Below are 25,273 nucleotides of genomic sequence, written 5' to 3'. Positions count from 1 at the left end.
CTTTGTCGCGGCCGCCACCCACGAGAAGGTCCACATGATTTCCAAGGATCAGAAATACGTCCGCCTCGACGACGAGGAAGAGGAGAAGGACGAGAAGGCCAAGGATGCTGCGCCGGCCCCACAGGTCGACAAGTACCTCTTCAAGTCGCGTACGGTTCTGATCACCGGCCAGGTGACCCAGGAGATGGCAAAGGAAGTGACCTCCCGCCTCCTGGCGCTGGCGGAAGCGAGCGCCACCGATCCGATCACCGTCATCGTGTCGTCGCCCGGCGGCCATGTCGAATCCGGTGACATGATTCACGACATGATCGGCTTCGTGGCGGCCCCGGTGAACATCATCGGAACCGGTTGGGTGGCAAGCGCCGGCGCGCTCATCTACGTGTCGGTGCCCAAGGAACGCCGTTTCTGCACCCCGAACACCCGCTTCCTGCTGCATCAACCGTCCGGCGGAACGGGTGGCATGGCCACGGACATCGAGATCCAGGCCCGCGAGATCATCAAGATGCGCGACCGCCTCAATCGGATCTTTGCCCAAGCTACCGGCCAGCCGGTCGAGCGCATTGAGAAGGATACCGACCGCGACTACTGGATGAGTGCCGAAGAGGGCATCGCCTACGGTCTGGTCGGCCGGGTGGTTCGGACCGCCGCGGACATTTGACGCCATCCGGAGTGGGGCGGCCCGACCGTCCCGCTCCGTCGGCCTGTAGACCGTTGATCCGGTCGCGGGAAAGAGTGGTGGACGCACCGGGCTCGATTACCGACGTTTGTTCGCCATTCTGCGAATTTGTTGAGGGATACGAACACCCTAGGCCGATCAACGGATTGACCGCCCTATGTTCGTCGGGTCTTCTCCATGCCGGGAAGGCAGCGGGCCGGGCGACGGCCGGGAGGACGAGATTGAACGCCTTGAGAATGATGGCTCTCTCGATCGGCTTCGGCCTTGTGGCAGGAGCCGCGCAGGCTCAGTCGCCCAGCCCTTACGACATGACCTACGCGCTGCGAGATGGCAAACCATCGCCGCTTTACTCCGACATGAGCGAGAAGGCGGCAAAGAAGGGCTCCATTCCCGGTGACGCCAAGGGAATCGTACTGCGCTGGTGTCGCGATGAGATTCCCTTCGGCTCCTGGCAGTTCGGCAGCCGCAAGGCCCAACTGGCCTTGCTCGACGCGCGATGGTGCGAAGTTTCCTACGGCGGCGTTGTCGGCAACGTGCCCGGCACGGTCCTGACGCCCCAATAATCGAACCATCCCAGTCGTTTCGAGAAGGGAGGGCAAGCGGCGTGTTCTATGTGCTCTCCAAGGTTGGGTTCCTCTTTCTGCGTCCCTCCAACGCCCTTCTCCTGGCGTTGCTGCTTGGGGCCGGCATGCGATTGCTGGGGTGGCGACGGCGCGGCGCGGAGTTGATTGGCATCGCGCTTACATTGCTGGTCGTGTGCGCATGGACGGGCGCTCCAACCTTGCTGCTGCGGCCACTTGAGCAGCGCTTCTCGGTACCGACAAATCCCGACCGGCTCACTCCAGCGGGCATTCTGGTGCTGGGGGGTGTCGTCGACACCGGCCTGTCGACCGAACGGCGGTCGGTCGAGCTGATCGACGGCGCCGAACGACTGATCGCCGCCGCAGAACTGGCCCGGCAGTATCCCAGCGCGCGTATCCTGCTCTCCGGCGGTTCCAATGGCGCGTTTGAGAATGACGAACTCGCCGAATCGGCCATTGCCCGCGATCTGCTTGTGGAGTTAGGCGTGTCGGCCGAGCGGATCACCATCGAGGACCGCTCTCGCAACACCCGCGAGAATGCCATCGACAGCTTCGCCACGGTCGAGCCGAAGCCTCAGGAGCAGTGGTTGCTGGTGACGTCTGCCTTCCACATGCCGCGCGCCATGGGGACTTTCCGCGCCGCCGGCTGGAGCGGCGTGGTTGCATGGCCGGTCGACTACCGCAACGGCGCGTCGACCGACTGGCTGGGCGGACGCACCGCCGCCGAGGGGCTGACGATGACCGACATGGCCGTCCGCGAATGGATCGGACTCATCGCTTATCGCTTCGCCGGCTACACCGATGCGCTGCTGCCGCGGCCGTGAGACGGACGGTTATGCCTCGTCGTCACCGTCAAGAAGAAAGTCATCGTCAAGCAGATCCTCGTCCGGCTTCGACGCCTCGTAAACCGGCATAGGCTCTCCCTCGGCCCTGAGACGGATACGGTAGAGCCCCCGCACTCGGTCGGGGTCGACTGGCTTGCCTTTTCTTAGGAGGATGACCTTGCCCTCCTTGGCGAGACGTATCGCCTCGTCCTTGATTGGCTTCATCAGCCGGCGCCAGACCTTCTCGTCCTTGCCGGCGACGGCACGAGCGACGGCGTCCGGGCCGATCGGTTTTCCGGAGGGCGACTCGGCAGCCATCAGCAACAGAACGTCGCGGATCTGGCCGGCCTTCACGCGGTGCGGGTCGACGTCGGTCACTCGTATCTCCTCATGGCCTTGACGGCGTTGGAGGTGAACTGGCGGCGGGCAAGCACCACCGCGATGAAGGTCGAACTGGCGATCAGCGGTATCGGCCCGAGAAAACAACCGAGATAGCCGATCGACATGAAGAAGGCACGCAGACCGCGATTGAAGTTGGTACCGGCCACCACGATGATCGATGATGCCCGCGCCACGGCCTTGTCCATTTCGGTGGTTTCCGCCTCGACCGGCGGCGGCAGCGCGCCGAGCAGGATGGAGCCGAAATTGAACATGCGGTAGGCCCAGCCGAACTTGAAGAAGGCATAGGCGTAGATACCGAGCAGTCCGACTACCTTGTACTCGAACGCGGTGCGATTGGTGGCCGTGAGGTCGGACAACGCCGAGACGACGCCGACAGCATGATCGACCGAGTTCAACAACGTGAACCCGCCGCCAATGGCGAGAAGCGACGTCGAGGCGAAGAAGGCCGTGCCATTCTGCAGCCCGGCGACGATGGCGGTATCGACCATGCGCAAGTCGCGCTTCGCCGTCTGCCGCACCCAGCCATGACGGCCAATGTTGATGAAGTGGGTCAGCGAGTGCTCGGCCCAGGGGCTTTTTTCGGTCAGCCAAGCCTGCCCGAACCACATGGCCAGGAACCAGACGAAGGCGGCGATATCGAAAGGCGTGAAGGCGGTCGTCATGGCTGGCTTCCGAAGAGACGGACGTATCGACGATACAGGCTCGCGATCCAACGCAAAAGCGGCTAGGCGGCAATCAGCTGTCCGCCGCCTCGGCCTCTTCGTATTCGGACGACAGCGTCAGCCATTCCTCCTCGGACGTATCGAGGCTGCGGACGGCGTCGGCCCGTTCCTTGGACAGCCTGGCTCCCTTGGCCGGGTCGCTGGTGAACAGGGCGGGGTCGGCGAGGGCGGCATCGATGCGGGCAATCAGCTTTCTTGCCTTGTCCATTTCCGCCTCGATGCCCTGAATGCGCTTCCTGAGCGGCGCCAGCTGGGCGCGCCGCTCGGCGGCAAGGCGGCGTCGATCGGCGTTGGTGACCCTCTGCTCTTCGCCCTTCGCCGCCCGGTCGGCATCGGTCGGGCCGGACAGGATAAAGCGCTTGTAGTCGTCCATGTCGCCATCAAACGGGGTAATCGTGCCTTTGTCCACCAGCCAGAGACGATCCATGGTCGCCTCCACCAGATGGCGGTCGTGGCTGACCAGGATGACGGCGCCTTCGAAGTCGTTGAGCGCCTGGATGAGGCTTTCACGGCTGTCGATGTCGAGGTGGTTGGTCGGCTCGTCGAGAATCAGCAGATTCGGCCCATGGAAGGTGGCAAGGCCGAGAAGAAGGCGTGCCTTCTCGCCACCGGAGAGCTCACGCGCCGGCGTGTCCATCTTGTTGGTGTCGAGGCCCATTTGTGCAACCCGCGAGCGCACGCGAGCGTCGGGCGCATCGGGCATTAGGCGACGCACGTGGGCGACGGCCGACTCGTCGGGGTGCAGCTCGTCCAGCTGGTGCTGGGCAAAGAAGGCGACTTCCAGCTTGCCGGCCTTGACGATATTGCCCGAGAACGGGACCAATCGATCGGCCAGGGCCTTGGCAAAGGTCGACTTGCCGTTGCCGTTCTTGCCGAGGAGGGCGATGCGGTCATCGTCGTCGATGCGCAGGGTCAGGCGCTTCAACACCGGCTTGTCCGGAACATAGCCAAGGTCGACCTTGTCGTAGGTGACGATGGGCGGCGCCAGCTTGGCCCTGGGATTGGGAAAGCTGATCTGCTGGACGTGCTCTTCCACCACCTCGGCGATGATATCGAGCTTTTCCAGCATCTTGATGCGAGACTGTGCCTGCGTCGCCTTGCTGGCCTTGTAGCGAAAGCGGTCGACAAACGCCTGAAGGTGCTTGCGCCGCACCTCGATCTTCTCGCGCGCCTTTTCCTGCAGCAGCATCTTCTCCTGCCGCTGGCGCGCGAATGACGTGTAGCCGCCCTTCCACAGCGTCAGCTTGCCCTCCGACAGATGGCAGATGTGATCGACGGCACTGTCGAGAAGGTCGCGATCGTGGCTGATCAGCACCACCGTGTAGGGGTAGCGCTGGACGTAGTTGGTGAGCCAGAGCGTGCCTTCGAGATCCAGGTAGTTGGTCGGCTCGTCGAGCAGCAGCAGATCCGGCTCGGTGAACAGCACGGCGGCCAAGGCGACGCGCATGCGCCAACCACCCGAGAAATCCGCGCAGGGGCGGCGCTGGTCGGCGGCATCGAACCCGAGACCGGACAGGATGGTGGCGGCGCGCGCCTCGGCCGAATGCGCCTCGATGTCGGCAAGCCTGACCTGAATTTCGGCGATACGGTGCGGATCGGAGGCCGTCTCGGCTTCGGCCATCAAAGCCGTTCGTTCGGTGTCGGCGGCCAGCACGAAGTCGATCAACGAAATGTCGGATCCCGGCGCCTCCTGGGCGACGCGGCCGATGCGAGCGCCGCGCTTGAGATCGATCGAGCCGCTCTCGGCCGCAAGATCGCCGGTGACGAGATTGAACAGCGTCGTCTTGCCCGTGCCGTTGCGGCCAACGAGACCGACCTTGGCGCCGTCGTGAATGGTGACGGAGGCGCCCTCGATGAGGATGCGGCCGGCGATACGGTAGGTGAGATCGGATATGATCAACATGGCCCGGCGATTTCGCCCGAACCGACGCGAAAGGCAAGACGGCTGGCGCGGATTTCCGCTTCCCTGTCGCCTTTTCGCCCTTGCCGGATGGGGCGGTCGGTGTAGCGTCGGCGCCGCTGACATCCGATTGACCGGAAACGCCCATGAAAACCGTGTACTCGCCTCGCCATCGCCTCCACGCCGACAACCAGGAACTCAACGCCGGTGTCATCACGCCCGCCTTCGAGCTGCCGGCGCGCGTCGACTTCATCCTCAAGCGGATCGCGACGGTCGGTCTTGGCGATGTGATCGAAGCGCGCGCCATCGACGTCGTTGCGGCAGCCGCCAAGGTGCACGATGCCGGCTACCTCCGGTTCATGGCGGACTTCTGGAAAATGTGGCTCGCCGAAGGGCGTACCGGGCCGACGATGCCCTACGTCTGGCCGGCGCGAGGCCAGCGCGATATCCGCCCCGAGCACGTCAACGGCTTGATGGGCTACTACTCCTTCGATGGTGGCGCCTCCTTCGTGGAGGGAACCTGGGACGCCGTGCAATCGGCCGTCTGGTCCGCAGTGGGCGCCGCCGAGCTAATCCACGGCGGCGAGAAGGCCGCCTATGCGCTCTGCCGGCCGCCGGGCCACCACGCGGGATTCTCGACCATGGGCGGGTACTGCTTCATCAACAACGCCGCCGTCGCGGCGCAGTGGTTTCTCGATCATGGCGCCAAGCGCGTCACCATCCTCGACGTCGACTATCACCACGGCAACGGCACGCAGGAGATTTTCTACCGGCGCGGCGACGTGCAGATGGTCAACCTCCATGCGGACACCGCCGTTGCCTACCCATTCTTTTCGGGCCGTGCCGACGAGATCGGCGAAGGGGAGGGTGAGGGCTTCACGCTCAATTTGCCCATGCCGTTCGGCACTGCCTGGGACACATGGGGCGCCGCCCTCGACCATGCCTGCCGGGCGATCGAGGTCTTCGGCCCTGATGTCGTCGTGGTGTCGCTCGGCCTCGACACCTTCGAGGGCGATCCCATCTCCAAGTTCAAGCTGAAGCGCGAGGACTACCCGAAAATCGGCGCCCGCGTTGCCGCCCTCGGACGGCCGACGCTGTTCGTACAGGAGGGGGGCTATGCGGTCGAGGATATCGGCGACAACGCCGTCGGCGTGCTCGCCGGCTTTGAGGGCGCGTGACGAGTTGTGTCAGTAGGCACTCCTGACAAGGTCTGGCGGGGCCACCAGCTATGACCGGCGCCATCAACACTGGAGGCGAAAATGCTGGATCACATGGGCTTTCCTGCCGTCGATTACGAAAAGTCGAAGGCGTTCTACGACACGGCTTTGGCGCCGCTTGGCGTCAAGGTCGTGATGTCCGTCTCGGCCGAGGAGACGGGCGGCGACGCTTTTGCCGGCTACGGCAGCGACGGCAAGCCGGACTTCTGGGTGTCGACCGGCCGCCCCGCCGGCGAGGTGATGCATTTTCACGTCGCCTTCGTTGCAAAGGACCGGGCAACCGTCGACGCGTTCTATGCGGCAGCGATGGCCGCGGGCGGGCGCGACAACGGCGGGCCGGGGCTTCGCCCGCACTACCACCCCAATTACTACGCCGCCTTTGTTCTGGATCCCGATGGCAATAACATCGAGGCGGTCTGCCACAAGCCGGAATGAGAAAAGGGGGAGGGGCCGCGGCACATTCGTCGCGGCTCGTCCCGAGCCATCATGTTCGATCATATCGACTGTCCGGTGACCGATATCGGCCGCTCCGTTGCCTTTTACGACGCCTTGCTCGCACCGCTCGGCATTTCCAGACTGATCACGCGCATCGCCCCGAGTTCCGGCGCAGCCTCCAATGCTGGCTATGGCCGGGATGGCCACGCCGGCTTCTGGCTGTCGGACGCCAGCCGCAAGGGACGCCTTCACGTCGGCTTTTCGGCCATGACGCGCGAGGCGGTGGCAGCCTTTCATGCCGCAGGGTTGGCGGCGGGTGGCGAGGACAATGGTGGGCCGGGTTTGCGCCCCTATGCGGCGAACTATTTCGCCGCCTACATCATCGATCCCGACGGCCACAACATCGAGGCCGTGTGCCGCGCAGCCGGTTGATTTCAGAAGATGCTGCCAAGCTGCGCGTAGCCACGAGCCGGCCGCTCGAAATGGAGTGTCCGGCCGCTCGCGTTCGCCAAGCGGGCCATTTCCGCTTCCAGATCGGCGCGCGGCGCGACGTGAAAAAGGGTCAGCCAGCCGTGCAGAAGCCTGCGGGCCGGAGCCCCCAGCCCTTCGCAGAAGCCGAAATCGACCACCGACAGACGGCCACCATCCTTGACCAAGGTGAGGCCGTGGGCCAGAGCCGCCGTCCAGTCGGGGATCATGGACAGGGTATAGGAAAAATAGACGCGGTCGAAGCCGGCTATGCCGAAGGCCGCTTCCGGATCGAAAAGGCAGGCGTCACCCTCGGCAAGACGAATATCGAGACCAGACCGATCGACGTTGAGGCGGGCCGACTTCAACATCTCGCTGGAGATATCGAAGCCGTAGAGACGGATACCCGGATGACGGCGGCCTGCCGCGACCAGATTGCGGCCCGTGCCGCATCCCATCTCCAGCACGCTGCCGCCCGGAGGAACCTCAAGTCCGGCGATCATCCGATCCCGGCCGAGGAGATAGGGCTTGCGCGTCGCATCGTAGACGTGCCGGGTCAGGCGGTACATACGGTCCATGGCCGCCTTCTGGCCGGCCGACGACCGAGGCGTGAACGCGCTCACGCGACATCTCTCACATAAAGATGGAAGCCTCCGTAGATAGAAGACCGATCGCGAGCGACATAGTCCGGCACCGTCGAGGGATCGTAGCTCCAGCGAGAGCGGATCGCCGCCGGCAGGGCCGCCTCCAACGGGCTGTCGAGCCCGGCGGTCCGGAATATGACGCGGGCTCCCGGACGAGCCGTTCGGCCGATCTCGGTCCATAAGGCGACCATCTGTGCCGGCGTCATCCAGTCCTGGGCATCCAGCAGCACGTAACCGTCGAGGCTCTCCGCCGGCATGGTCGCGAGCCGGTCTGTCATCGAAGCCTGAACGGCGGTGACGCGACCGGCGTTGGCGCGGATGGCATCGTAGGCGCCATGGGTGAGGTAGGGAGGTACGGCGCGGCGGCTCTCGCGGTCGTAACGGCGGCCGAAAGCCTGCCAGGCGAAATAGTTGTCTTCGAGCGGGAAATCGCAAGCCAGGCGCGCCAGACGCTGCCGGAGCAGACCGGCAAGATCGCCGCCGGCATCGGCGGAAAGATAGGCGAACTGGGCGGGCGGGATACCGAGGCCGTAGAGCGACACCGGCATGCGACAGAGCCAGCGGACGAGCCGGGAGTCGAAGACCGGCGCCAGATTCTCCTCGAACAGCCGCCGCTGTTCGTCGAGCCCCTGGGCCGTCAGCATGAGGCGAGGATTCTTGCCGTAGGCGCGGGCCAGCAGGTGCATGATCCCGATGAACCGACCGAGCAAACCGTAGCGATAGATGTCGCGGGTGAAGATGGATATCTGCCGGCGGCCGGTCAGCCCACGCTTTTCCCAGTAGGCGCGAGCATCGTCCGGAAGATGGTCGCGCAGGAAGCGATCGTAGCGAGCGGTATTCTCCCGCTCGTCGGCATGACCGAAGAAGCGGAAGAAGCTCTCGTGGTTCGGCAGATGGCGCGCCGCGGTCAGCTTCAGCTTGAGCAGGGCGATATGGGCCGGATTGAGATCGACGGCGACGATCTCGGCCGGCGAGGCCATCAGGTAGTTCATGACATTGCAGCCGCCGGAGGCGATGGTGATGATGCGCTTGTCCGGTCCGAGCTCGAGCGCCGCCATGTCGACGGCCGGATCTTCCCATATCTGCGGATAGACAAGGCCGGAAAAGGCGAATGTGAACAGGCGTTCGAGCATACCTTGCCTGCTGGCCAGCTTGTTCGCATGCACCGCGTTCGCCAGAAGATCCTTGGTCTTTTGCTTGCTCATGGAAAAATCCCTGTCAGACGGCGAGGGTGCCACCCGTGAGTCGCCATGCGGCCTGCCGTCTGAGCGAAGGCTTTTCCCACAATCGAATGACACTATTCCGACGAAGCCGGCAAAGCGCGAAACATGTGCCTTGAAAAACGCGGGCGACGGAAATTCCTTTCGCCGACACCGGGCCGGTTTCCCGGCTTGATCCGTAAGGCCCGCAAGCCGGCGAAGCGTGCAATCGGCCGTCAGAATTCTTGACAAATCCGCCCCGCCGTGCGCTTGTCGCGCCCACAGATCCGGCCTCCCCAGGGTGGGAATCCGGAGCCGTTCCCAACGGATTCAACGAGACAGGACGATAACCATGCACGCCTATCGCACCCACACCTGCGGCCAGCTTCGAGCCAGCGACGTCGGGCAGAATGTGCGGTTGTCCGGCTGGGTGCATCGTGTGCGCGATCACGGCGGCCTGTTGTTCATCGACCTTCGCGACCACTACGGCATGACGCAGGTGGTGGTCGATCCCGACAGCGGCTCTTTCAAGCTGGCCGAGACGTTGCGCGCCGAATGGGTGATCCGGGTCGATTGCCTCGTCCGCGCCCGCACGCCCGAGACCGTCAACACGAACCTTTCCACCGGCGAAATCGAGGTGTTTGCCAACGAGATCGCCGTGCTGGGTCAGGCCAAGGACCTGCCGCTGCCGGTGTTCGGCGAGCCGGACTATCCGGAGGACGTACGCCTCAAGTATCGCTTCCTCGATCTGCGCCGCGAAACGCTGCACGGCAACATCGTCAAGCGGACGAAGGTCATCCGTTCCATGCGCCACCGCATGGAGGACGCCGGATTCACCGAGTATTCGACGCCGATTCTGACCGCCTCTTCGCCGGAGGGCGCGCGCGACTTCCTGGTGCCGAGCCGCATTCACGCCGGCAAGTTCTACGCGCTGCCGCAGGCGCCGCAGCAGTACAAGCAGTTGCTGATGGTTGCCGGTTTCGACCGCTACTTCCAGATCGCGCCCTGCTTCCGCGACGAGGATCCGCGCGCCGACCGCCTGCCCGGCGAGTTCTACCAGCTCGACCTGGAAATGAGCTTCGTGACGCAGGACGACGTCTTCAACACCATGGAGCCGGTGATCCGTGGCGTCTTCGAGGAGTTCGCGGAAGGAAAGCCGGTCACCCAGCAGTTCCGACGCATCAAGTACGATGACTCCATCCGCCTCTATGGCTCCGACAAGCCGGACCTCCGCAACCCGATCGAGATGCAGGCGGTGACCGAGCATTTCGCCGGCTCCGGCTTCAAGGTGTTCGCCCGCATGATCGAGGCCGATCCCAAGACGGAAGTCTGGGCCATCCCGGCCAAAACCGGCGGCAGCCGCGCCTTCTGCGACCGCATGAACTCCTGGGCACAGGGGCAGGGTCAGCCGGGCCTCGGCTACATCTTCTGGCGGTCGGAAAACGGCGCGCTGGAAGGCGCCGGTCCGCTGGCCAAGAACATCGGGCCGGAACGCACCGAAGCGATCCGGGCGCAGCTCGGCCTCGCGGAGGGCGATGCCGTGTTCTTCGTCGCCGGCGATCCCCAGAAGTTCTACAAGTTTGCCGGCGAGGCGCGCAATCGTGTCGGTTTCGATCTGAACCTCGTCGATACCGAGCGCTTCGAACTCTGCTGGATCGTCGACTTCCCGTTCTACGAGTGGAACGACGACGAGAAGAAGCTCGATTTCGCCCACAATCCCTTCTCGATGCCGCAGGGCGGCCTCGACGCGCTGAACAATCAGGACCCGTTGACCATCAAGGCGTTCCAGTACGACATGGTCTGCAACGGCTATGAGATGGCCTCCGGCTCGATCCGCAACCAGTCGCCGGAGACCATGGTCAAGGCGTTCGAACTGGTCGGCACGTCCAAGGCCGAGGTCGAGGAACGCTTCGGTGGCATGTACCGCGCCTTCCAGTATGGCGCGCCGCCGCATGGCGGCATGGCGGCCGGCGTCGACCGCGTGGTGATGCTGCTGTGCGGCGCGCAGAACCTGCGCGAGATCACGCTGTTCCCGATGAACCAGCGCGCCGAGGATCCGCTGATGGGCGCTCCGTCGGAAGCCTCGACCAAGCAGCTGCGTGAACTGCATCTCAAACTGAACCTGCCGAACTGATCGGCGAGATTTCGAAAAGAAGAAGGCCGGGGAGGCGACTCCCCGGCCTTTATTTCATGTGGTCCATGTTGCCGATTAGGTGTCACTCGTTGGCGGTCACACCGACGTTCAGCACTCGAATGAGGTCGTTCGGCTTGTCGGTATTGACCTTCTCCAGCTCGGCGAAGGGAACCGGCTTCTCCGGTGCCACGCTGAGGGTGATCGACTTGGGATCCCGAATGAAGTCGGAGATCGGCTTCTCGAACTTGGCCTGCAGCTTGGGGTCTTCAAGGAAGTTCAGCATGAGCGGCAGGGCGCTGGCGGTGTTCTCGCGGAACTTGTCGCCGTCCTGATCGAGCTTCTTCGCCTGGGCCTCGAAGGCCTTTTCGACGATGCCGCCATTGCCGTAGGTGATCGATGCGGAAACGAGGGCAGCGTCCTTCATCCGCGCCTCGATTTCGGCCGGCTTTTCCAGGAGAGACAGGGGCAGGCCGCTCAGATGGAAGTCACTTGAGATGACGCCCATGTCGGCCGCCTTGAGGGTTAGATCCTCAAGGTGGAGATCGCCCTTGTCGGCATCCCAGGACACGGTCAGGCCACCCGACAGGTCGAGGGTTTCGTATCCCATGCCAGTCAGTTCGGAGACGACCGCCTCATCGGACAGCAGCGCCACCGGAAGAGACAGGGAAGTGAAGGTGAAATCGCCGCGTTGGGCCAGGGTGCCGAGATAGCTGCCGCTGGTCAGGGCCATCGAGTCAAGCCCAACCGATCCGAGCGGCGACTCGACCGACAGCGTGCTGAGTTCGACGAAGCCAAAGGACGTACCGCCATTGACGATAGCCTCGCGCATCGCTTTTCCGGATGGCTGGTCGCCCTCGGACGCGCTTTTGCCGAGCTCCATGAGAGCGGCAAGCGAGCCGAACCGGATATCCTGGAGGGTCAGGAGAGAGAGGCCGACCTTCGTGGACGCATCCTTGGACGCAGCCGTGATGTCGCGCAAAGTGAAGGCCCCGATGCCGTTTCCATTGATGTCGTTGCCATCGAAGCTGTTGACCGCGAGTTCGAAGCTATCTCCGGCGGTTTTCACCTCAAGCTTGCTGGCCCGAATGAGGTCCACGCCCATCAGCTGCGTGTAATTGGGCAAGACGTTGGAAATGAAGGAGAACGGGTCGGCCTCGATTTGCTTGGGATCGGCGAGCGCCTCCACGATGAGCTTCACCACCGGCCGTTCGGTCTGACGCAGGTAGATATTGTTGGCCTCGATGTTTCCGATACTCGCTGTCGCGCCATCGAAGGTGAGAACGAGGTTGTTGATGCCATATTGCGAGTAGACGGTGCGTGCCTTGCCGTCCCCGACACCGCCGACATACTTCGCCGGGTCGAGCGCCTCGAGAGCCTTGCCGAAGTCGGCGCCGATGACATAGGTGCTGTCGATGGTCATGGCCTTCAGAGGCGACGTCTCGTCTTTCGGCTTCTGCTCGACCGAGTTGACGCCGGCTCTTTCGACGCGACCGTCATGCATGCCCGACAGATACGACAACGAGTAGGTCGTAATGGTGTCGCCTTCCTTCATGCCGGTCGTCTCGACCTGGATGCTGTTCATCTCCGCCCAATCGGCTCGGATCCCGTTCATCCATTCGGCATAACGGAAGATACTCTCGTAGATGGGCCGACCGGACGGCAGGTTCTTCGGTGGCTGCGGGAATACCAGCCGCTCGATAAGCAGGGTTTCGCCGGAGAGCGCGTAATCCACCACCGGCGGCTTCGAACTCTCCTCCGCGACCTTGGCGTCGGTCTCGGGTGCAGTCGCTTCGCCGTCGTCCGCCTTGTCGGCGTTTTGGCTTTCCTGCATCTTCTTGACGGGCTTCTGTTTCGAAGCCGGCGGCGTCACCTTGTCGAGCTCTTTGCTCGCTCCGCTCTCCACGGCGGCCAGCCCGGGGAACCATTTGCCGACGTCGAAGTGGATATCGACCGTATAGTTCGAAGCTCGGACCGCATGGGCGGCAAAGGCCTCGCCGGGCGCCATGCGCGGATCCTCGACGGAAACCTCGTCGAAATGGACGGCGACCAGATCATCCTCAAGATCGCCGATGCTGACGTCCGACAGCACGACGGTCTGCGTCGCCGGATCGAAAGTGCTGGCGCCAACGGTCACCGGCAGCCCGAAAGACGCGGAGGTCAGCCATTGCCGTACCAAGGTTTCCCGTGGCGTCTCGGCCTGTGCGAGCGAAGGACAAGTAAACGCGGCGAACGCGAAAGCCACGCCGAGCGAAGCGCTGGTTCTCATCGACGATCCTCCTGGATGCGCAGTGTCTGGGGCCGGCGGGCCGGCCCCTGGTGTTCGCTAAAGATAAGGACAAGTCGCCGATGTCGGCGCGCGATCTTGAAAGGCAGCCCACCCCGCAGGGGATGGGCCAGGCCTTGGTCAGTTCGCGTCCGTGTCTTCGCCCGTTTCGTCGTCTTCCGTTTCCGGCTGATTGACGACGACGTCTGCCTTGAGAACATCCGGCAGGGTCTGCGGAGCGGTCTGCGAGGTGGCGAGGATCTCCATCAAGGCGATCGGGTTGGCCGGCTTGGCCGTGATCGTCAGATTCTTGGGATCCTTCAGGAAGGTCGTCAGCCCTTGAGCCAACTTGTCCTGGAACGGCTGATTGCCGACCGCCGACAAGAGCAGGGGCAGGGCGCCGGTGATCTGGCTCACGAAGGCAGCCGGCTCCTGTCCCATCTGCTTGGCCTGCTCGGCAATGATCCGACCGGCGAGCGAGGCGTCGCCATAGTAGACCGAAGCCTGCTTCAGCGTGACCTTGCCGAGAGCGTCCTGCGGCGGGTTGGGCTGCTTGAGCTCCTTGATGACGTCGGTGGTCAGGCCGCCGAAGGTTCCAGCCACCGTGATCGTGCCAAGGTCGGTTCCCGAGATGGTGATTTCGTTGAGGGCGAGATCACCGCTCGCTTCGTCGAGAGAACCGGAGCCGTAGAAGCCGAGGGTCAGCTTATCGTACCCCATGGCCTTCAACTGAGTGGCCAATTGTCCGTCCGCATCCACGGCCGCCGGGTCGACCTCGATCCCTTCGACGGAGATGTCGATGGCATGCGGCACATCGGCGGCAAAGTCGGACAGGTCGAGGTTGGCGCTATCGATCGTGACCGGCGCCTTGCCGTCCTGGGTCATCGAAATACCGGTGATGGAGACGGCGTCCATGCGATTGCCCTCCTCCTTGCCGGTGAAAACGGGGGAGGTGAGCTCGAGAGAGGAAGCGGCAAAGATGTCGCCCTTGTTGGTGCCGCTGATGTTCTCGGCCAACATGGAATCGGCGCTCAGCGTGTCGCCTTCAACCGTCGGATTGGCGAGGGTCAGCACCTCAACCTTGGTCTCGCCGCCATCGGAAGACTTGATCGAGACGTTGTTGTAGACGACTCCCGCGTCCGACTGGGTCGGCGCTCCCAACGTGAAGGTCGCCCCCTTGTCTTCCGACAGCAGTTTGGTCAGCGCCGCTGTCACCTGCTCGGGCGTCGCCGCCGAGAAGGCGGGCCCCGCGAGGCCGGCGGTCAATGCAACAACAGCCACGGTAAGGGACCAGCGACTGGAAATCGTCATTTGATACTCCCAATAAGTCTTTATCGCAAAAGAGAGATAAGGCACGCCTTTCGAGACCGGCATTGTGGCTAAATGACGGTCGGCGCACAAGCCATGCCTCCGACCAATTTTGGCGATTGTGCTGGTGATTTCATTCTTTCCAAAGAAAAGGGGGACCCGCTCGGTTTGGGAAACCATTTCTTCATCCGGCCCAAACAAAGATAAATTATCGAAACGGCGGCATCTGTTTCCACGAACGAAGATGTGGCGCCGTCATGTGGCCGGGCTGAAGACCGAATGGATGTGTCGTGAAGTTCAGGTGGTTGAAATGGCTCAGGCTTCTGGCTCTATCGGCAGTCGTCACGACCGTTCCGATCGCCGCTGCGGATTACGTTCTTTCTCAGCACGCCATTTCCGTTGGGCAGGCCGAAGCTGATTCGATGGCCGCGCGCTATCTGGCGCGCGCCGAGACGACCGTCGCGGAAGCGCTCAGGGTGCTCGCCGACCTCAGGGCCAGCGGCCATGTGACGTGCAGCCTTGCCGATCGTACCGATTTCGGAATGACCGCCTTCAACTCGGAGTTCATCGTACAGATCGGCCTGACCGACGAGGCCGGGACGCTGATCTGCGGGGAACCGATGGGTGCGCTCGCCGCTCCCGCTCGGTTGCCGGTGGCCGAGAAGGGCGATCCATCGGTCATGCTGTCGGTGTTGAGCGACGGCAAGGACAAGCGGCAAGCCGTGGTCACCCTGCGCGTGGACGACCATCTGCGTCTGGTGGCCCGCCTTGCTTCGCGATCGCTCGATATCGAGGCCGGCGCCAGCTATTTCGAGGATTCCAGCGCCACGTCCGTCTATCTCGACGATGGCTCCGAATGGAGCAAGTTCGCCGGGAAATGGTCGGAGAGCGATCAGTCGTCGGCGCTGGTCTCGACGGTTTCTTCCGAGCGCTACCCGATCAAGGTGCGCGTCGCCGTGGACGAGACGGCCGCCCAGAAGTCGATCGCCGGCCTTCGTGCCATCACCATCATCCTGTCGACGCTTGCCGGCCTCGGCGTATTCATCATAGTGACGTGGTCGATGTGGCGCCAGTCCGATGGCGACAGCTTCTCGCGCGCCGTCGACAATCACGAATTCTTTCCCTACTACCAGCCCGTTTTCGATCTGATGACCGGCGAGATCCGCGGCTGCGAGGTGCTGGTCCGCTGGTTGCGTCCGGACGGAACGATGGTGGCGCCGGGCCAGTTCCTGCCGTATGCCGAGGCAACCGGCGCCATCCGCGACATAACCCGCCAGCTCATGACGCAGACGGTGGCCGACGTCTCGGACATCTATGACAAGAATCCCGGCCTCAAGCTGGCAATCAACCTGACCGCCATGCATTTCAACGACCTTGAGATCATGGACGACATCAAGCGGATCTACGGCAACTCGAAGATTCGTTACGAACAGCTCTGCTTCGAGGTCACCGAGCAGCACCCCCTCAAGGACCTCGCGCTGTCGCGCGCCATCATCGGCCGCATCCAGGCGCTTGGCGCCTCTGTCGCGCTCGACGACGTCGGCACAGGCCATGGCGGTCTGGCCTATCTTCAGAAGCTCGGCGTCGACATCATCAAGATCGACAAGATGTTCATCGATCACATCGGCACCGACCATTCGTCACAGACGATCGTCGACACCCTGGTCGAACTCGGCCATCAGTTGGGCCTCGGCATCGTCGCCGAAGGCGTCGAACGCCCCGATCAGGTCGAGCATCTCAAATCGATCGGCGTGGTCCAGGCGCAGGGCTACATCTACTCGCCGCCGATCCCCGTGAAGGCCTTCAGAGAGTTCGCCCTGAAGTCTCTTGAACGCACGAGGTCCGGTCTCGGAACTCGGACCGACAAGCCGGTCGAAGTGTCCGACAGCTTCGCCTCGTTGACCGTCTCGGTCGATGAGGATGGCGACGACGAGGCCGACGCCGCCTGAGATGGGTTAGATCCCGTTGCCGGGATGCGGTCAGAAGGATGAGTTGGCAGCGTCGTTGCTGATCTCTTCGAAGAGATCGGCGTTCCGGCAGAACTTGGGCGGATGCACGGCGCCCCGGATTGCCGTGATGTCGAGCCAGACCTTGCAGGCTTCGAGTTCCGTGCACTCATGGCAACGGTCCGCAGCCAGCTTGCGCTCGACGCCTTGCAGAAACTGGTCCGAATCCAGTGTCATTGCCATGCGACGCATGAGCTCCGGCTCCCGATCGCAGTCGCAACCGTCGCCACCCGCCTTGGAGGACGATTTATCGATCATTTAAACCTCCACGTTCACGCTGTCCGATGCGTCATGATTAGCCCTAAGTCTAGTTCCGGCGATGATATGGATCAAAACTACGTGGATGTGATTGCTCCGGCGCGTTGCGAACAAGTCGAACGCCGGCCCGAATGGTTTCAATCGAAGGAAAGAACGACCCTGCCGATCGTGTTGATACTCAATACCATCTTCAAATCCGCGAAAATACTACAGGGAGATTGAACAAGAATTAGGCAGGGGAGGGCGAAAGCACGAGGCCCCATTCAAACCGACCCGCCGTACTCCCCGATGGACGGCGGGTCGGAGCGGCTCAAGTCGTCAGGGTTCGCTTCACGGCATCGGCCCAGCCGGCAAGCTTCCGTTGCCGCATCGCATCGTCCATTTGCGGAGTGAAGCGTCGGTTGCGTTTCCAACTGGCCGAGAAGCCCTGCATGTCAGGCCAGACGCCCGCCTTGTGACCCGCCAGCCAGGCGGCACCGAGGGCGGTCGTTTCCAGGACCAGCGGCCGATCGACCGGCGCATTCAGAAGATCGGCGAGGCGTTGCATGGTCCAGTCGCTCGCCACCATGCCGCCGTCGACACGCAGCACGGTCTCCGACGAGCCCGGCCAGTCACGACGCATCGCCTCAAGCAGATCGTGCGTCTGATAGCAGACCGCCTCCAGGGCCGCTCGGGCGATTTCGGCGGGCCCGGTGTTGCGCGTCATGCCAAACAGGGCGCCGCGCGCCTCGGCATCCCACCAGGGTGCGCCAAGCCCGGTAAAGGCTGGCACGAGATAGACGTTCTGGCTGGGGTCGGCGTGGTCGGCCAACGCGCCGGCCTGGTCCGACCGTTCGAAGAAGCGCAAACCGTCGCGCAACCATTGCACGGTGGCACCGGCCATGAAGATCGAGCCCTCCAAGGCGTAGGTGACGTGGCCGTCGAGACGGTAGGCGATGGTCGACAGCAGCCGGTTGGACGAGCGAACGATCTCGGTTCCCGTGTTCAGCAGCGCAAAGCAGCCGGTACCATAGGTCGACTTCAACATGCCGGGCGAGAAGCAGGACTGACCGACCGTGGCGGCGTGCTGGTCGCCGGCGATGCCTCGGATGGGGATGGCAACGCCGAAAAGGTCGGGGTGGGTTTCCCCGAAGTCTGCGGCGCTGTCGCGCACGTCGGGAAGAACGGCCCGCGGCACGCCGAAGAGGCGCAAAAGATCGTCGTCCCAATCCCCGGCGGCGATGTCATACAGGAGGGTGCGCGAGGCATTGGTGGCGTCGGTGGCGTGAACTCGTCCACCGGTCAGGCGCCAGAGCAGGAAGGTGTCGACGGTGCCGAACGCCAATCGCCCGGCTTCGGCCGCCGCGCGGGCGCCCTCGACGTTGTCGAGCAGCCAGGCGATCTTGGTGCCGGAGAAGTAGGGATCTAGCAACAGGCCGGTCTTTTCGCGCACCATGCCCTCGGCGCCGTCGTCCCGCAGCGCGGCGCAGCGGTCGGACGTGCGGCGATCCTGCCAGACGATGGCGCGATGAATGGGCTTGCCGGTGTCGCGGTCCCAGATCAGCGTCGTCTCTCGCTGGTTGGTGATGCCGATGGCGGCGATATCCTGTGGCGACACCGCGGCTCTCGCCAGGGCGTATTGCATGGTCTCCAGCGTGGTGTGCCAAATGTCCTCCGGCTCATGCTCCACCCAGCCCGAATTCGGGAAATGCTGGGGAAACTCCTGCTTGCCAACGCCTTTGACGCGGTATTCATCATCGAAAACGATGGCTCGCGTCGAGGTGGTGCCCTGATCGATCGCGAGTACGAATGCGGCCATGGTCGGTCTCCTCCCGTCCCTTGGTTTGCTTGAGTTTTAGTTGTCCGGCGAGGCGGTGCAAGCGCCGACCTCCGGCTTCTCCCCGGTTCAGCGCAGATTGGCGATGAAGGCGTCGATTTCCGCCGGGGCGGTCTCGGTCATGCGCAGTCCGAGCTTGGTGCGCCGCCACAAGATGTCCTCGGCGCGCCTTACCCATTCGTTTCGAGCGAGATAGCGCACTTCCGCCTCAGTCAGGCCGGCCCCAAAGTCGCGGCCGAGATCGGCGGTGACCGCCGCTCCCGCAAGGATCGTCTCGGTTCCGGTGCCATAGGTATGCACCAAACGCTCGATCAGGCCGGGATCGATGCCGGGCCGGTTGGCGACGATATGCGCCTGATAGGCGACAAGGTCGCCTGCCGGAATGTTGCCGCCCGGCAGTATCGCCCCCTTTGTCCAGGGCGAGCCTCGCACGCCAATCGCGTCTCCGATCAACGTCAGCGCACTCTCGGCGAGACGGCGGTACGTGGTGATCTTGCCACCGAACACATTGAGCAGCTTGGGCTCGCCTTCCTCGCCGGCGAGCTTCAGCACATAGTCGCGCGTCGCTTCCTGCGCCTTCGAGGCGCCGTCGTCGTAAAGCGGGCGGATGCCCGAATAGGTCCAGACGACGTCGGCATCGGCAATCGGCTTTTCGAAGTACTCCGACGCGGCAGCCTTGAGATAGGCGACTTCCTCGACAGTTATCCGCACATCGGCCGGGTCGGCGGAATAGTCGCGATCGGTGGTTCCGATCAGGGTGAAATCACCCTCATAGGGGATCGCAAAGATGATGCGACCATCGGCGTTCTGGAAGATGTAGGCGCGGTCGTGATCGTAGAGCTTCCGGACGACGATATGGGAGCCTTGCACCAGGCGGACGTGGCGCGCATCCGGCATGCCAGCGGTCGAGCGCAACACATCGTCGATCCAAGGCCCGGCGGCATTGACCACCAGACGGGCGGATACGGTCGTCTCGTTGCCGGTTTCCGCATCGCGGAGTGTAACGATCCAACGCCCCTCCGCCCGGATGGCCGACGTGACGCGCGTGCGTGTCAGGATGGTGGCGCCACGGTCCGCGGCATCGGCGGCATTCAGGACGACGAGGCGGGCATCCTGGACCCAGCAGTCCGAATACTCGAACCCTCGGCCATATCCCGCCTTCAGCGGCCCTCCCGCGACATCGGTGCGAAGATCGAGCGAACGGGTGGCGGGCAGGCGACGACGGCCCCCGAGATGGTCGTAAAGGTAAAGACCGAGCCTGAGCAGCCATGCCGGCCTGAGGCCAGCATGGTGTGGCAACACGAAACGCAGTGGCCAGATGATGTGAGGCGCCATGGCCCAAAGCACTTCCCGCTCCGTCAGGGCCTCCCGGACAAGACGAAACTCGTAGTGCTCAAGGTAGCGGAGGCCACCGTGAATCAGCTTGGTGGAAGCGGAAGAGGTGCCGGACGCGAGGTCCGCCATCTCCGCGAGCAGCACCGAGTAACCGCGCCCCACCGCATCTCGGGCAATGCCGCAACCGTTGATGCCGCCGCCGATTACCAGGATGTCCACGTCCGCCATCGCAGTCTCCACACTTGCCGCACCATTATCGTCGGCGCTTGCAGGCGATTGCGAAGCTAGCAAAGAAACGAAATTAAATGAAGATGAAACGAAAGTTCGCGCCGATTTTCATAGGCCGAGCGTGCGGCATGCGGCGCAAGCACCGGCATGCCCTTTGCAACATCCCGGGCACAGCCAGCGCATCATGTTCAAGGTCGGCTATGACGCATGAGCCGAGCGGGGCATCACGCGCGGATGGGCACCGCCGTCGTGCGTTTGATCGCCTTCAGAGCGACAAAGGAGCGAAGCGAAGCGAAGCCGCCGACCGCGGTGATCAGACGCTCGATAAGGCTGGCGAGTTCTCCCAGATCCTTCACCATGATCTTCAGAAGATAATCGGCGTCGCCCGTCTGCGACCAGCACTCCACCACCTCGTCGGCGGTATCGACGAACGCACGGAAGGCCTTGCCCGTTTCGTCGTCGTGATTGCGAAGCCCCACCAAAGTGTGTGCGATGATGTTGATGCCGAGTCGCTCCGGATCGAGGATGGCGACGATGTCGCGAACGTAGCCATCGGACCGGAGACGTTGCAGACGGCGGGCACACTGAGTGGGGGACAGGTGCACGATTTCAGACAGTTCCGCCTGAGTCATGTCGCCTTTCGTCTGGATGGCGGCGAGAAGACGCAGGTCGAACACATCCAACTCTTCCAAGGCGGCAACTCCGAAAGCAAAGACGCAAGAAACATGCGTAAGCGGGCGGCATAGTGCTGAAAATCTTCGCCATGAGCAATTGCCTTTCAGGAAATCGCAGAGAAATTTCCACCGAACCCCGATAAGGTGGACTCATTCACCGCCATCCGGATACGCCGCACATGTTTGACACCCTTCCCGAACAGCCTGCCGACGCTCTGCTCGCCCTCATCGGCCTCTACCGTGCCGATCCTCGTCCTCAGAAGCTCGACCTCGGCGTCGGGGTCTACCGCGACGACAATGGCGTCACGCCGATCATGGCGGCCGTGAAGGCGGCCGAGAAGGTGCTTCTCGAAACGCGAACCACCAAGGCTTATCTCGGGCCCGAAGGCGACCCGGTCTACACCGATCTCCTGAAGCCGATCGTGTTCGGCAAGGATCCCGGCGGCCGTATCGCCGGGATTCAGACGCCGGGCGGCACCGGCGCCGTGCGGCTCGCCGCCGACCTCGTGGCGTTGGCGCGCCCCGATGCGAAGATCCTCTATGGTGCGCCGACATGGCCGAACCATCTGCAGATTCTGAATGCCACCCGTCTCAAGGCGGTGGCGCATCCCTATTTCGACGTGAAGACACAGACGGTGAACGTGGCCTCGCTGGTGGCGGCGATCGAAGGCGCGTCAGCCGGCGACATCGTTCTGCTGCATGGTTGTTGTCATAACCCGACCGGCGGCGAGCTGGAGCCGGAAGACTGGCGGACGGTGCTGAAGGCACTCCAGGAGACCGGCGTCGTCCCGCTGATCGACTTCGCCTACCACGGCCTTGGCAAGGGGCTCGAAGGCGACGCCTACGGCGTGCGTCTTCTGACCGACAGCCTCGACGAGGTCATGGTCGCCTACTCTTGCGACAAGAATTTCGGCCTTTATCGCGAGCGCGTCGGCGCTCTCTATGTCAAGGCGCGCGACGAAAAAACGGCCTCAGTGGTGATGTCCAACCTCGCCGCCTTCAGCCGGGTGTCCTGGTCGATGCCGCCGGACCACGGCGCCGCCATCGTGCGGACCATTCTCGAAGATCCCGAGCTCACGCGCGTCTGGCGCGAGGAAATCGACCGCATGGGTGCCCGCGTTCGCGGTGTGCGCTCGGCACTCGCGGCAGCCGGCCCAGGCCTCAAGGCCCACGAAGCGCAAACCGGCATGTTCTCGACGCTGGCGCTCAGCCCGGAGCAGGTTCTAGCCCTGCGAAAGGACCACGCCGTCTACATGGCGGGTTCGGGCCGGATCAATGTCGCCGGTCTCCATGTCCGCGACATTCCGGCGTTCGTGACGGCGCTCAAGGCCGTGGGATACCCCGTCGGCTGACCAAAAGACTCTTTCGGGAGGAAGATCATGCTGCAAGTCCGTGACGCCGTCTCCGGCGGTCGCGCGATCGTCGACGCGCTTATAGCAAATGGCGTCGACACCGTGTTTGGCCTGCCGGGCGCACAAACCTACCCATTTTTCGATGCGCTTGCGCTCTCCACGGATCGCATCCGCACCTATGGCGCCCGTCATGAACAGGCCTCGGGCTACATGGCCTTCGGCTATGCCCGATCCACCGGCCGGCCAGGCGTGTTTTCCGTCGTTCCGGGACCCGGCGTTCTGAATGCCGGCGCAGCGCTGATTACGGCCCTCGGTTGCTGCGCGCCCGTCCTGTTGATCACCGGCAACGTTCCGTCGACCTTCGAGGGGAGGGGACGCGGACATCTTCACGAGATTCCCGACCAGCTTGGCCTTCTGCGGCGCATGACCAAATGGTCGGCTCGCATCGAGCGGGTTGAGGACGCTCCCGCCCTCGTCAATCAGGCATTCCGAGAGATGTTGACCGGCCGGCCCGGCCCGGTTGCGCTGGAGATGGCGTGGGACACCATGGCCGCAACGGCCGTGGCGGAGCCTCTCGCCGCCGCCACATTGCCCCCTCCGACGGAACCCGAGGCGGCCGCGATCGAAGCGGCGGCGAGGCTGCTCGTTGCGGCTCGACGGCCGATGATCATGACCGGCAGCGGCGCCCAGCATGCCGCGGACGAGGTGAGGGCGCTCGCCGCCCTCCTCGACGCGCCAGTCACGGCTCTGCGCGGCGGTCGGGGCATCGTGTCCGAAAGCGAGCCGCTCGGTCTGTCGTCGGCCGTCGCGCATCACCTTTATCCGGATACGGATGTCGTGCTGGGTATCGGTACGCGGCTGGAACTGCCCACCATGCGCTGGGCCGGCATGATGGCTTACCACGACCATCTGCCGGGAGGCCGGAAGCTCGTCCGTATCGACATCGATCCGGAGGAAATGGTTCGCCTCAAGGCCGATGCGCCCATCGTGGCCGATGCGAGGGGCGGCGCCCGCGCGCTGATCGATGCAATCCGACGCCTGGCGGCGGACGGGCCCAAACGTGACGGAAACGCCATTCGCGACGAAATCCGCGCCGCCAAAGCTGCAGTGGAGGCCGAGATCGCCAAGGTTCAGCCGGAGGTGGACTATCTCCGGGCAATCCGTGCGGCCTTGCCGGACGACGGTTTCTTCCTGACCGAGCTTTGTCAGGCGGGTTTTGCTTCCTATTTCGCCTGGGATGCCCGGCAGCCCCGAACCTACGTCAGCGAAGGCTATCAGGGCACGCTCGGCTACGGTTTCCCGACGGCGCTCGGCGTCAAGGTCGCCAACCCGAATCGCAAGGTCGTGGCTGTCTGCGGGGACGGCGGCTTCATGTTCGGCGTTCAGGAACTGGCCACCGCGGTCCAGGAGGGCATTGGCGTGGTGGTGGTGGTGTTCGACAACGGTGCCTATGGCAACGTCCGCCGAGACCAGAGGACCCGTTTCGAAGGGCGCTTCATCGCCTCGGAGCTCCGCAACCCGGACTTCCTCAAGCTTGCCAGCGCCTTCGGCATCGAGGCGCACTCGGTGAGGTCGCCGACCGAGCTGTCTTCCGTGCTGCCGGCGGCACTCGCCGCCGAGCAAACCGTGATCGTTCATGTCGCTGTACCGCCAGACAGCGAAGCGTCGCCTTGGCCGTTCATCCATCCCGCGCCGTGAAAGGCGGCTGCCGTCGCCTTGTTGACCCGCCGTTAACACCTCCCTGGTTTAGTGGCCGCCGTCCCCGCGACAAGGCGGCCACTTCCAGTGGCGATGACACTGACGTTGCACATCGTTAAAAATTTAGCGATGGCAAGAACACTCCTTTCAGGTCCTGCGCGTAGAGTTCTTTCGATGATCCGGATCATCCGCTATCCGGCGCGAAAGGACAGATCATGGATATCGGGAGCGTAAAACCGGTCCTTACCGGTGTGACCTCGCCGGTGCCGAAAACGCCGACCGAGCAGAACCAGTCGACAACAACCGACCTTCGTGCCGAGAAGGCCGTCAAGGTTGCCGAGAAGACCAACGGGAACGCCGTCGACACGGCAACGGACAAGTCTCAAGGGCACGGCACGGGTTCGACATCCAGCTCGCTGACCAAGGCGAATACCGTGAAGGCGAGCCCACTCGATCAGGTCTCGGGCTTCGAGGTCTTCATGTCGGATCAAAGCAAGGCGTCGGAACACCCCGCCGACTCGTCCGGCAATGCGGCCGTTGTGCAGGACGGCCAGGAATTCGCCATGCGCATGCAGGCGATGATCGAAGCCTGGGAAGGTACGGGCGGCACCGCGCGCAGCTCGGCTCTGGATCGCAAGCTCTGATCTTTCCGCCATCAATGCAAAATCGGCGCCCCAAATAGGGCGCCGATTGCTTTTGTGCTGGTAGGGGAAACCTTGGCTCGACTGCTCGCCGAGCCAAGGCTCCAAGACGCTCGTCAGGGCGTCGTAGCCGGAGGCGTTGCAGGAGCCGCAGGAGCGTCCGGCGTGGTCGGGGCCGGGGTAGCCGGCGCGGCAGGAGCCGCTGGTTCGGCGGGAGCGGCAGGGGTTGCAGGCGCAGGCGCAGCGGGCGCAGACGGGGTAGCGGGCGCTGTCGACGTCGCGGGCGGCGGTGGCGGCGTGGTCGTGCCGGTTTTGCCCGAGAAGTAGACAATGGCGCCGATCACCACGATGACCGCAATGACGACCCAAATAATTGAAGATCTCTTCATAGGGTGTTCTCCTATCGCTTGCTGAATTCTGAAAGCACCGAAGAACAAGAGTCCGCCAGCGCCGCATACAACAAACGAAGATTGCGCGTTATGGTTCCGCCCA

23 protein-coding genes are annotated in these 25,273 nt (G+C 63.5%); 12 read left to right on the top strand and 11 right to left on the bottom strand.

Features of this window, described 5'->3' with window-relative positions; all coding sequences use genetic code 11:
* The first annotated feature begins 34 nt into the window (after positions 1-34).
* The 3 genes from QQZ18_RS00885 (at position 35) to QQZ18_RS00875 (ending at position 2,081) form a co-directional block, all read left to right on the top strand.
* Complete coding sequence (locus tag QQZ18_RS00885; RefSeq protein ID WP_284537395.1) at positions 35-658, top strand: ATP-dependent Clp protease proteolytic subunit; 624 nt, start codon at positions 35-37, stop codon at positions 656-658.
* A 239-nt stretch (positions 659-897) separates the two neighbouring features.
* The gene (locus QQZ18_RS00880) at positions 898-1,239 is read left to right on the top strand and encodes a hypothetical protein (RefSeq protein WP_284537394.1); all 342 of its coding nucleotides are present in this window, start codon (positions 898-900) and stop codon (positions 1,237-1,239) included.
* Positions 1,240-1,280: 41 nt separating this feature from the next.
* Positions 1,281-2,081, top strand: coding sequence for a YdcF family protein (locus tag QQZ18_RS00875; RefSeq protein WP_284537393.1), 801 nt, complete (start codon positions 1,281-1,283; stop codon positions 2,079-2,081).
* 9 nt (positions 2,082-2,090) lie between these two features.
* Here the strand turns inward: QQZ18_RS00875 and QQZ18_RS00870 are convergent, their stop codons facing one another.
* From QQZ18_RS00870 to QQZ18_RS00860, 3 genes are all read right to left on the bottom strand, one after another.
* The gene (locus QQZ18_RS00870; RefSeq protein WP_284537392.1) at positions 2,091-2,459 is read right to left on the bottom strand and encodes a DUF3253 domain-containing protein; all 369 of its coding nucleotides are present in this window, start codon (positions 2,457-2,459) and stop codon (positions 2,091-2,093) included.
* Positions 2,456-3,145 (bottom strand): DUF599 domain-containing protein, encoded by a 690-nt coding sequence (locus tag QQZ18_RS00865; RefSeq protein ID WP_284537391.1) that lies wholly within the window; start codon positions 3,143-3,145, stop codon positions 2,456-2,458. Before QQZ18_RS00865 ends, QQZ18_RS00870 begins: the two co-directional genes overlap by 4 nt.
* Before the next feature lie 73 nt (positions 3,146-3,218).
* Positions 3,219-5,108 (bottom strand): ABC-F family ATP-binding cassette domain-containing protein, encoded by a 1,890-nt coding sequence (locus QQZ18_RS00860; RefSeq protein ID WP_284537390.1) that lies wholly within the window; start codon positions 5,106-5,108, stop codon positions 3,219-3,221.
* Between the two features lie 143 nt (positions 5,109-5,251).
* Here QQZ18_RS00860 and QQZ18_RS00855 point away from each other — a divergent pair, with 143 nt between their 5' ends.
* The 3 genes from QQZ18_RS00855 to QQZ18_RS00845 all read left to right on the top strand — a co-directional run bounded on the left by QQZ18_RS00855 (position 5,252) and on the right by QQZ18_RS00845 (position 7,189).
* Positions 5,252-6,283, top strand: a complete 1,032-nt coding sequence (locus QQZ18_RS00855) for a histone deacetylase family protein (protein WP_284537389.1) — start codon at positions 5,252-5,254, stop codon at positions 6,281-6,283.
* Between the two features lie 81 nt (positions 6,284-6,364).
* Positions 6,365-6,757, top strand: a complete 393-nt coding sequence (locus QQZ18_RS00850) for a VOC family protein (RefSeq protein WP_284537388.1) — start codon at positions 6,365-6,367, stop codon at positions 6,755-6,757.
* A 51-nt stretch (positions 6,758-6,808) separates the two neighbouring features.
* Positions 6,809-7,189: a VOC family protein gene (locus tag QQZ18_RS00845; RefSeq protein WP_284537387.1), complete on the top strand. Its 381-nt coding sequence runs from the start codon at positions 6,809-6,811 to the stop codon at positions 7,187-7,189.
* Positions 7,190-7,191: 2 nt separating this feature from the next.
* Here the strand turns inward: QQZ18_RS00845 and QQZ18_RS00840 are convergent, their stop codons facing one another.
* Complete coding sequence (locus QQZ18_RS00840) at positions 7,192-7,848, bottom strand: class I SAM-dependent methyltransferase (protein WP_284537386.1); 657 nt, start codon at positions 7,846-7,848, stop codon at positions 7,192-7,194.
* Positions 7,845-9,074, bottom strand: coding sequence for a DUF3419 family protein (locus QQZ18_RS00835; protein ID WP_284537385.1), 1,230 nt, complete (start codon positions 9,072-9,074; stop codon positions 7,845-7,847). Before QQZ18_RS00835 ends, QQZ18_RS00840 begins: the two co-directional genes overlap by 4 nt.
* 346 nt (positions 9,075-9,420) lie before the next feature.
* On the opposite strand from QQZ18_RS00835, the gene aspS reads away from it, so the two are divergent.
* Positions 9,421-11,202 carry an aspartate--tRNA ligase gene (gene aspS, locus QQZ18_RS00830; RefSeq protein ID WP_284537384.1) on the top strand — a complete coding sequence of 594 codons (1,782 nt, stop codon included), beginning with the start codon at positions 9,421-9,423 and terminating at the stop codon, positions 11,200-11,202.
* 82 nt (positions 11,203-11,284) lie between these two features.
* Here aspS and QQZ18_RS00825 read toward each other — a convergent pair whose 3' ends face one another.
* Together QQZ18_RS00825 and QQZ18_RS00820 are read right to left on the bottom strand one after the other, a co-directional pair.
* The gene (locus tag QQZ18_RS00825; protein ID WP_284537383.1) at positions 11,285-13,468 is read right to left on the bottom strand and encodes a hypothetical protein; all 2,184 of its coding nucleotides are present in this window, start codon (positions 13,466-13,468) and stop codon (positions 11,285-11,287) included.
* Positions 13,469-13,606: 138 nt separating this feature from the next.
* Entirely contained in the window at positions 13,607-14,776 is a 1,170-nt protein-coding gene (locus QQZ18_RS00820) for a hypothetical protein (RefSeq protein WP_284537382.1), read from the bottom strand.
* A 287-nt stretch (positions 14,777-15,063) separates the two neighbouring features.
* On the opposite strand from QQZ18_RS00820, the gene QQZ18_RS00815 reads away from it, so the two are divergent.
* On the top strand, positions 15,064-16,722 hold the full coding sequence (locus tag QQZ18_RS00815; protein WP_284537381.1) for an EAL domain-containing protein: 1,659 nt from the start codon (positions 15,064-15,066) through the stop codon (positions 16,720-16,722).
* Between the two features lie 30 nt (positions 16,723-16,752).
* Here the strand turns inward: QQZ18_RS00815 and QQZ18_RS00810 are convergent, their stop codons facing one another.
* From QQZ18_RS00810 to glpD, 3 genes are all read right to left on the bottom strand, one after another.
* Positions 16,753-17,037 carry a DUF6455 family protein gene (locus QQZ18_RS00810; protein WP_284537380.1) on the bottom strand — a complete coding sequence of 95 codons (285 nt, stop codon included), beginning with the start codon at positions 17,035-17,037 and terminating at the stop codon, positions 16,753-16,755.
* Positions 17,038-17,347: 310 nt separating this feature from the next.
* Positions 17,348-18,835: a glycerol kinase GlpK gene (gene glpK, locus QQZ18_RS00805; RefSeq protein ID WP_284537379.1), complete on the bottom strand. Its 1,488-nt coding sequence runs from the start codon at positions 18,833-18,835 to the stop codon at positions 17,348-17,350.
* Between the two features lie 87 nt (positions 18,836-18,922).
* The gene (glpD, locus tag QQZ18_RS00800; RefSeq protein ID WP_284537378.1) at positions 18,923-20,416 is read right to left on the bottom strand and encodes a glycerol-3-phosphate dehydrogenase; all 1,494 of its coding nucleotides are present in this window, start codon (positions 20,414-20,416) and stop codon (positions 18,923-18,925) included.
* Here glpD and QQZ18_RS00795 point away from each other — a divergent pair.
* The gene (locus tag QQZ18_RS00795; protein ID WP_284537377.1) at positions 20,400-20,627 is read left to right on the top strand and encodes a hypothetical protein; all 228 of its coding nucleotides are present in this window, start codon (positions 20,400-20,402) and stop codon (positions 20,625-20,627) included. The two genes, glpD and QQZ18_RS00795, sit on opposite strands and share 17 nt — an antisense overlap.
* Before the next feature lie 13 nt (positions 20,628-20,640).
* Here QQZ18_RS00795 and QQZ18_RS00790 read toward each other — a convergent pair whose 3' ends face one another.
* Positions 20,641-21,108, bottom strand: a complete 468-nt coding sequence (locus tag QQZ18_RS00790) for an Lrp/AsnC family transcriptional regulator (RefSeq protein ID WP_284537376.1) — start codon at positions 21,106-21,108, stop codon at positions 20,641-20,643.
* Between the two features lie 161 nt (positions 21,109-21,269).
* Here QQZ18_RS00790 and QQZ18_RS00785 point away from each other — a divergent pair, with 161 nt between their 5' ends.
* The 3 genes from QQZ18_RS00785 (at position 21,270) to QQZ18_RS00775 (ending at position 24,784) form a co-directional block, all read left to right on the top strand.
* A complete protein-coding gene (locus tag QQZ18_RS00785; protein WP_284537375.1) occupies positions 21,270-22,442 on the top strand; it encodes an amino acid aminotransferase in 1,173 nt (390 codons plus the stop codon).
* A 27-nt stretch (positions 22,443-22,469) separates the two neighbouring features.
* Complete coding sequence (locus QQZ18_RS00780; protein ID WP_284537374.1) at positions 22,470-24,140, top strand: thiamine pyrophosphate-dependent enzyme; 1,671 nt, start codon at positions 22,470-22,472, stop codon at positions 24,138-24,140.
* Positions 24,141-24,355: 215 nt separating this feature from the next.
* Positions 24,356-24,784: a hypothetical protein gene (locus QQZ18_RS00775; RefSeq protein WP_284537373.1), complete on the top strand. Its 429-nt coding sequence runs from the start codon at positions 24,356-24,358 to the stop codon at positions 24,782-24,784.
* Positions 24,785-25,273 lie beyond the last annotated feature (489 nt).

Source organism: Pleomorphomonas sp. T1.2MG-36, assembly GCF_950100655.1.
Taxonomy (GTDB): Bacteria; Pseudomonadota; Alphaproteobacteria; order Rhizobiales; family Pleomorphomonadaceae; genus Pleomorphomonas.
Note: the sequence above shows the minus strand (reverse complement) of the source record. Positions and strands in the feature narration are given on the sequence as shown.

Bases quoted from the DNA above. Each gene is read 5' to 3' on its own strand.
- QQZ18_RS00845 (WP_284537387.1), top strand. From the start codon at position 6,809: ATGTTCGATCATATCGACTGTCCGGTGACCGATATCGGCCGCTCCGTT.
- QQZ18_RS00835 (WP_284537385.1), bottom strand. From the start codon at position 9,074: ATGAGCAAGCAAAAGACCAAGGATCTTCTGGCGAACGCGGTGCATGCG.
- QQZ18_RS00860 (WP_284537390.1), bottom strand. From the start codon at position 5,108: ATGTTGATCATATCCGATCTCACCTACCGTATCGCCGGCCGCATCCTC.
- QQZ18_RS00780 (WP_284537374.1), top strand. From the start codon at position 22,470: ATGCTGCAAGTCCGTGACGCCGTCTCCGGCGGTCGCGCGATCGTCGAC.
- QQZ18_RS00865 (WP_284537391.1), bottom strand. From the start codon at position 3,145: ATGACGACCGCCTTCACGCCTTTCGATATCGCCGCCTTCGTCTGGTTC.
- QQZ18_RS00785 (WP_284537375.1), top strand. From the start codon at position 21,270: ATGTTTGACACCCTTCCCGAACAGCCTGCCGACGCTCTGCTCGCCCTC.
- QQZ18_RS00855 (WP_284537389.1), top strand. From the start codon at position 5,252: ATGAAAACCGTGTACTCGCCTCGCCATCGCCTCCACGCCGACAACCAG.
- glpD (WP_284537378.1), bottom strand. From the start codon at position 20,416: ATGGCGGACGTGGACATCCTGGTAATCGGCGGCGGCATCAACGGTTGC.
- QQZ18_RS00825 (WP_284537383.1), bottom strand. From the start codon at position 13,468: ATGAGAACCAGCGCTTCGCTCGGCGTGGCTTTCGCGTTCGCCGCGTTT.
- QQZ18_RS00820 (WP_284537382.1), bottom strand. From the start codon at position 14,776: ATGACGATTTCCAGTCGCTGGTCCCTTACCGTGGCTGTTGTTGCATTG.
- QQZ18_RS00775 (WP_284537373.1), top strand. From the start codon at position 24,356: ATGGATATCGGGAGCGTAAAACCGGTCCTTACCGGTGTGACCTCGCCG.
- QQZ18_RS00795 (WP_284537377.1), top strand. From the start codon at position 20,400: ATGTCCACGTCCGCCATCGCAGTCTCCACACTTGCCGCACCATTATCG.
- aspS (WP_284537384.1), top strand. From the start codon at position 9,421: ATGCACGCCTATCGCACCCACACCTGCGGCCAGCTTCGAGCCAGCGAC.
- glpK (WP_284537379.1), bottom strand. From the start codon at position 18,835: ATGGCCGCATTCGTACTCGCGATCGATCAGGGCACCACCTCGACGCGA.
- QQZ18_RS00850 (WP_284537388.1), top strand. From the start codon at position 6,365: ATGCTGGATCACATGGGCTTTCCTGCCGTCGATTACGAAAAGTCGAAG.
- QQZ18_RS00810 (WP_284537380.1), bottom strand. From the start codon at position 17,037: ATGATCGATAAATCGTCCTCCAAGGCGGGTGGCGACGGTTGCGACTGC.
- QQZ18_RS00885 (WP_284537395.1), top strand. From the start codon at position 35: ATGATTTCCAAGGATCAGAAATACGTCCGCCTCGACGACGAGGAAGAG.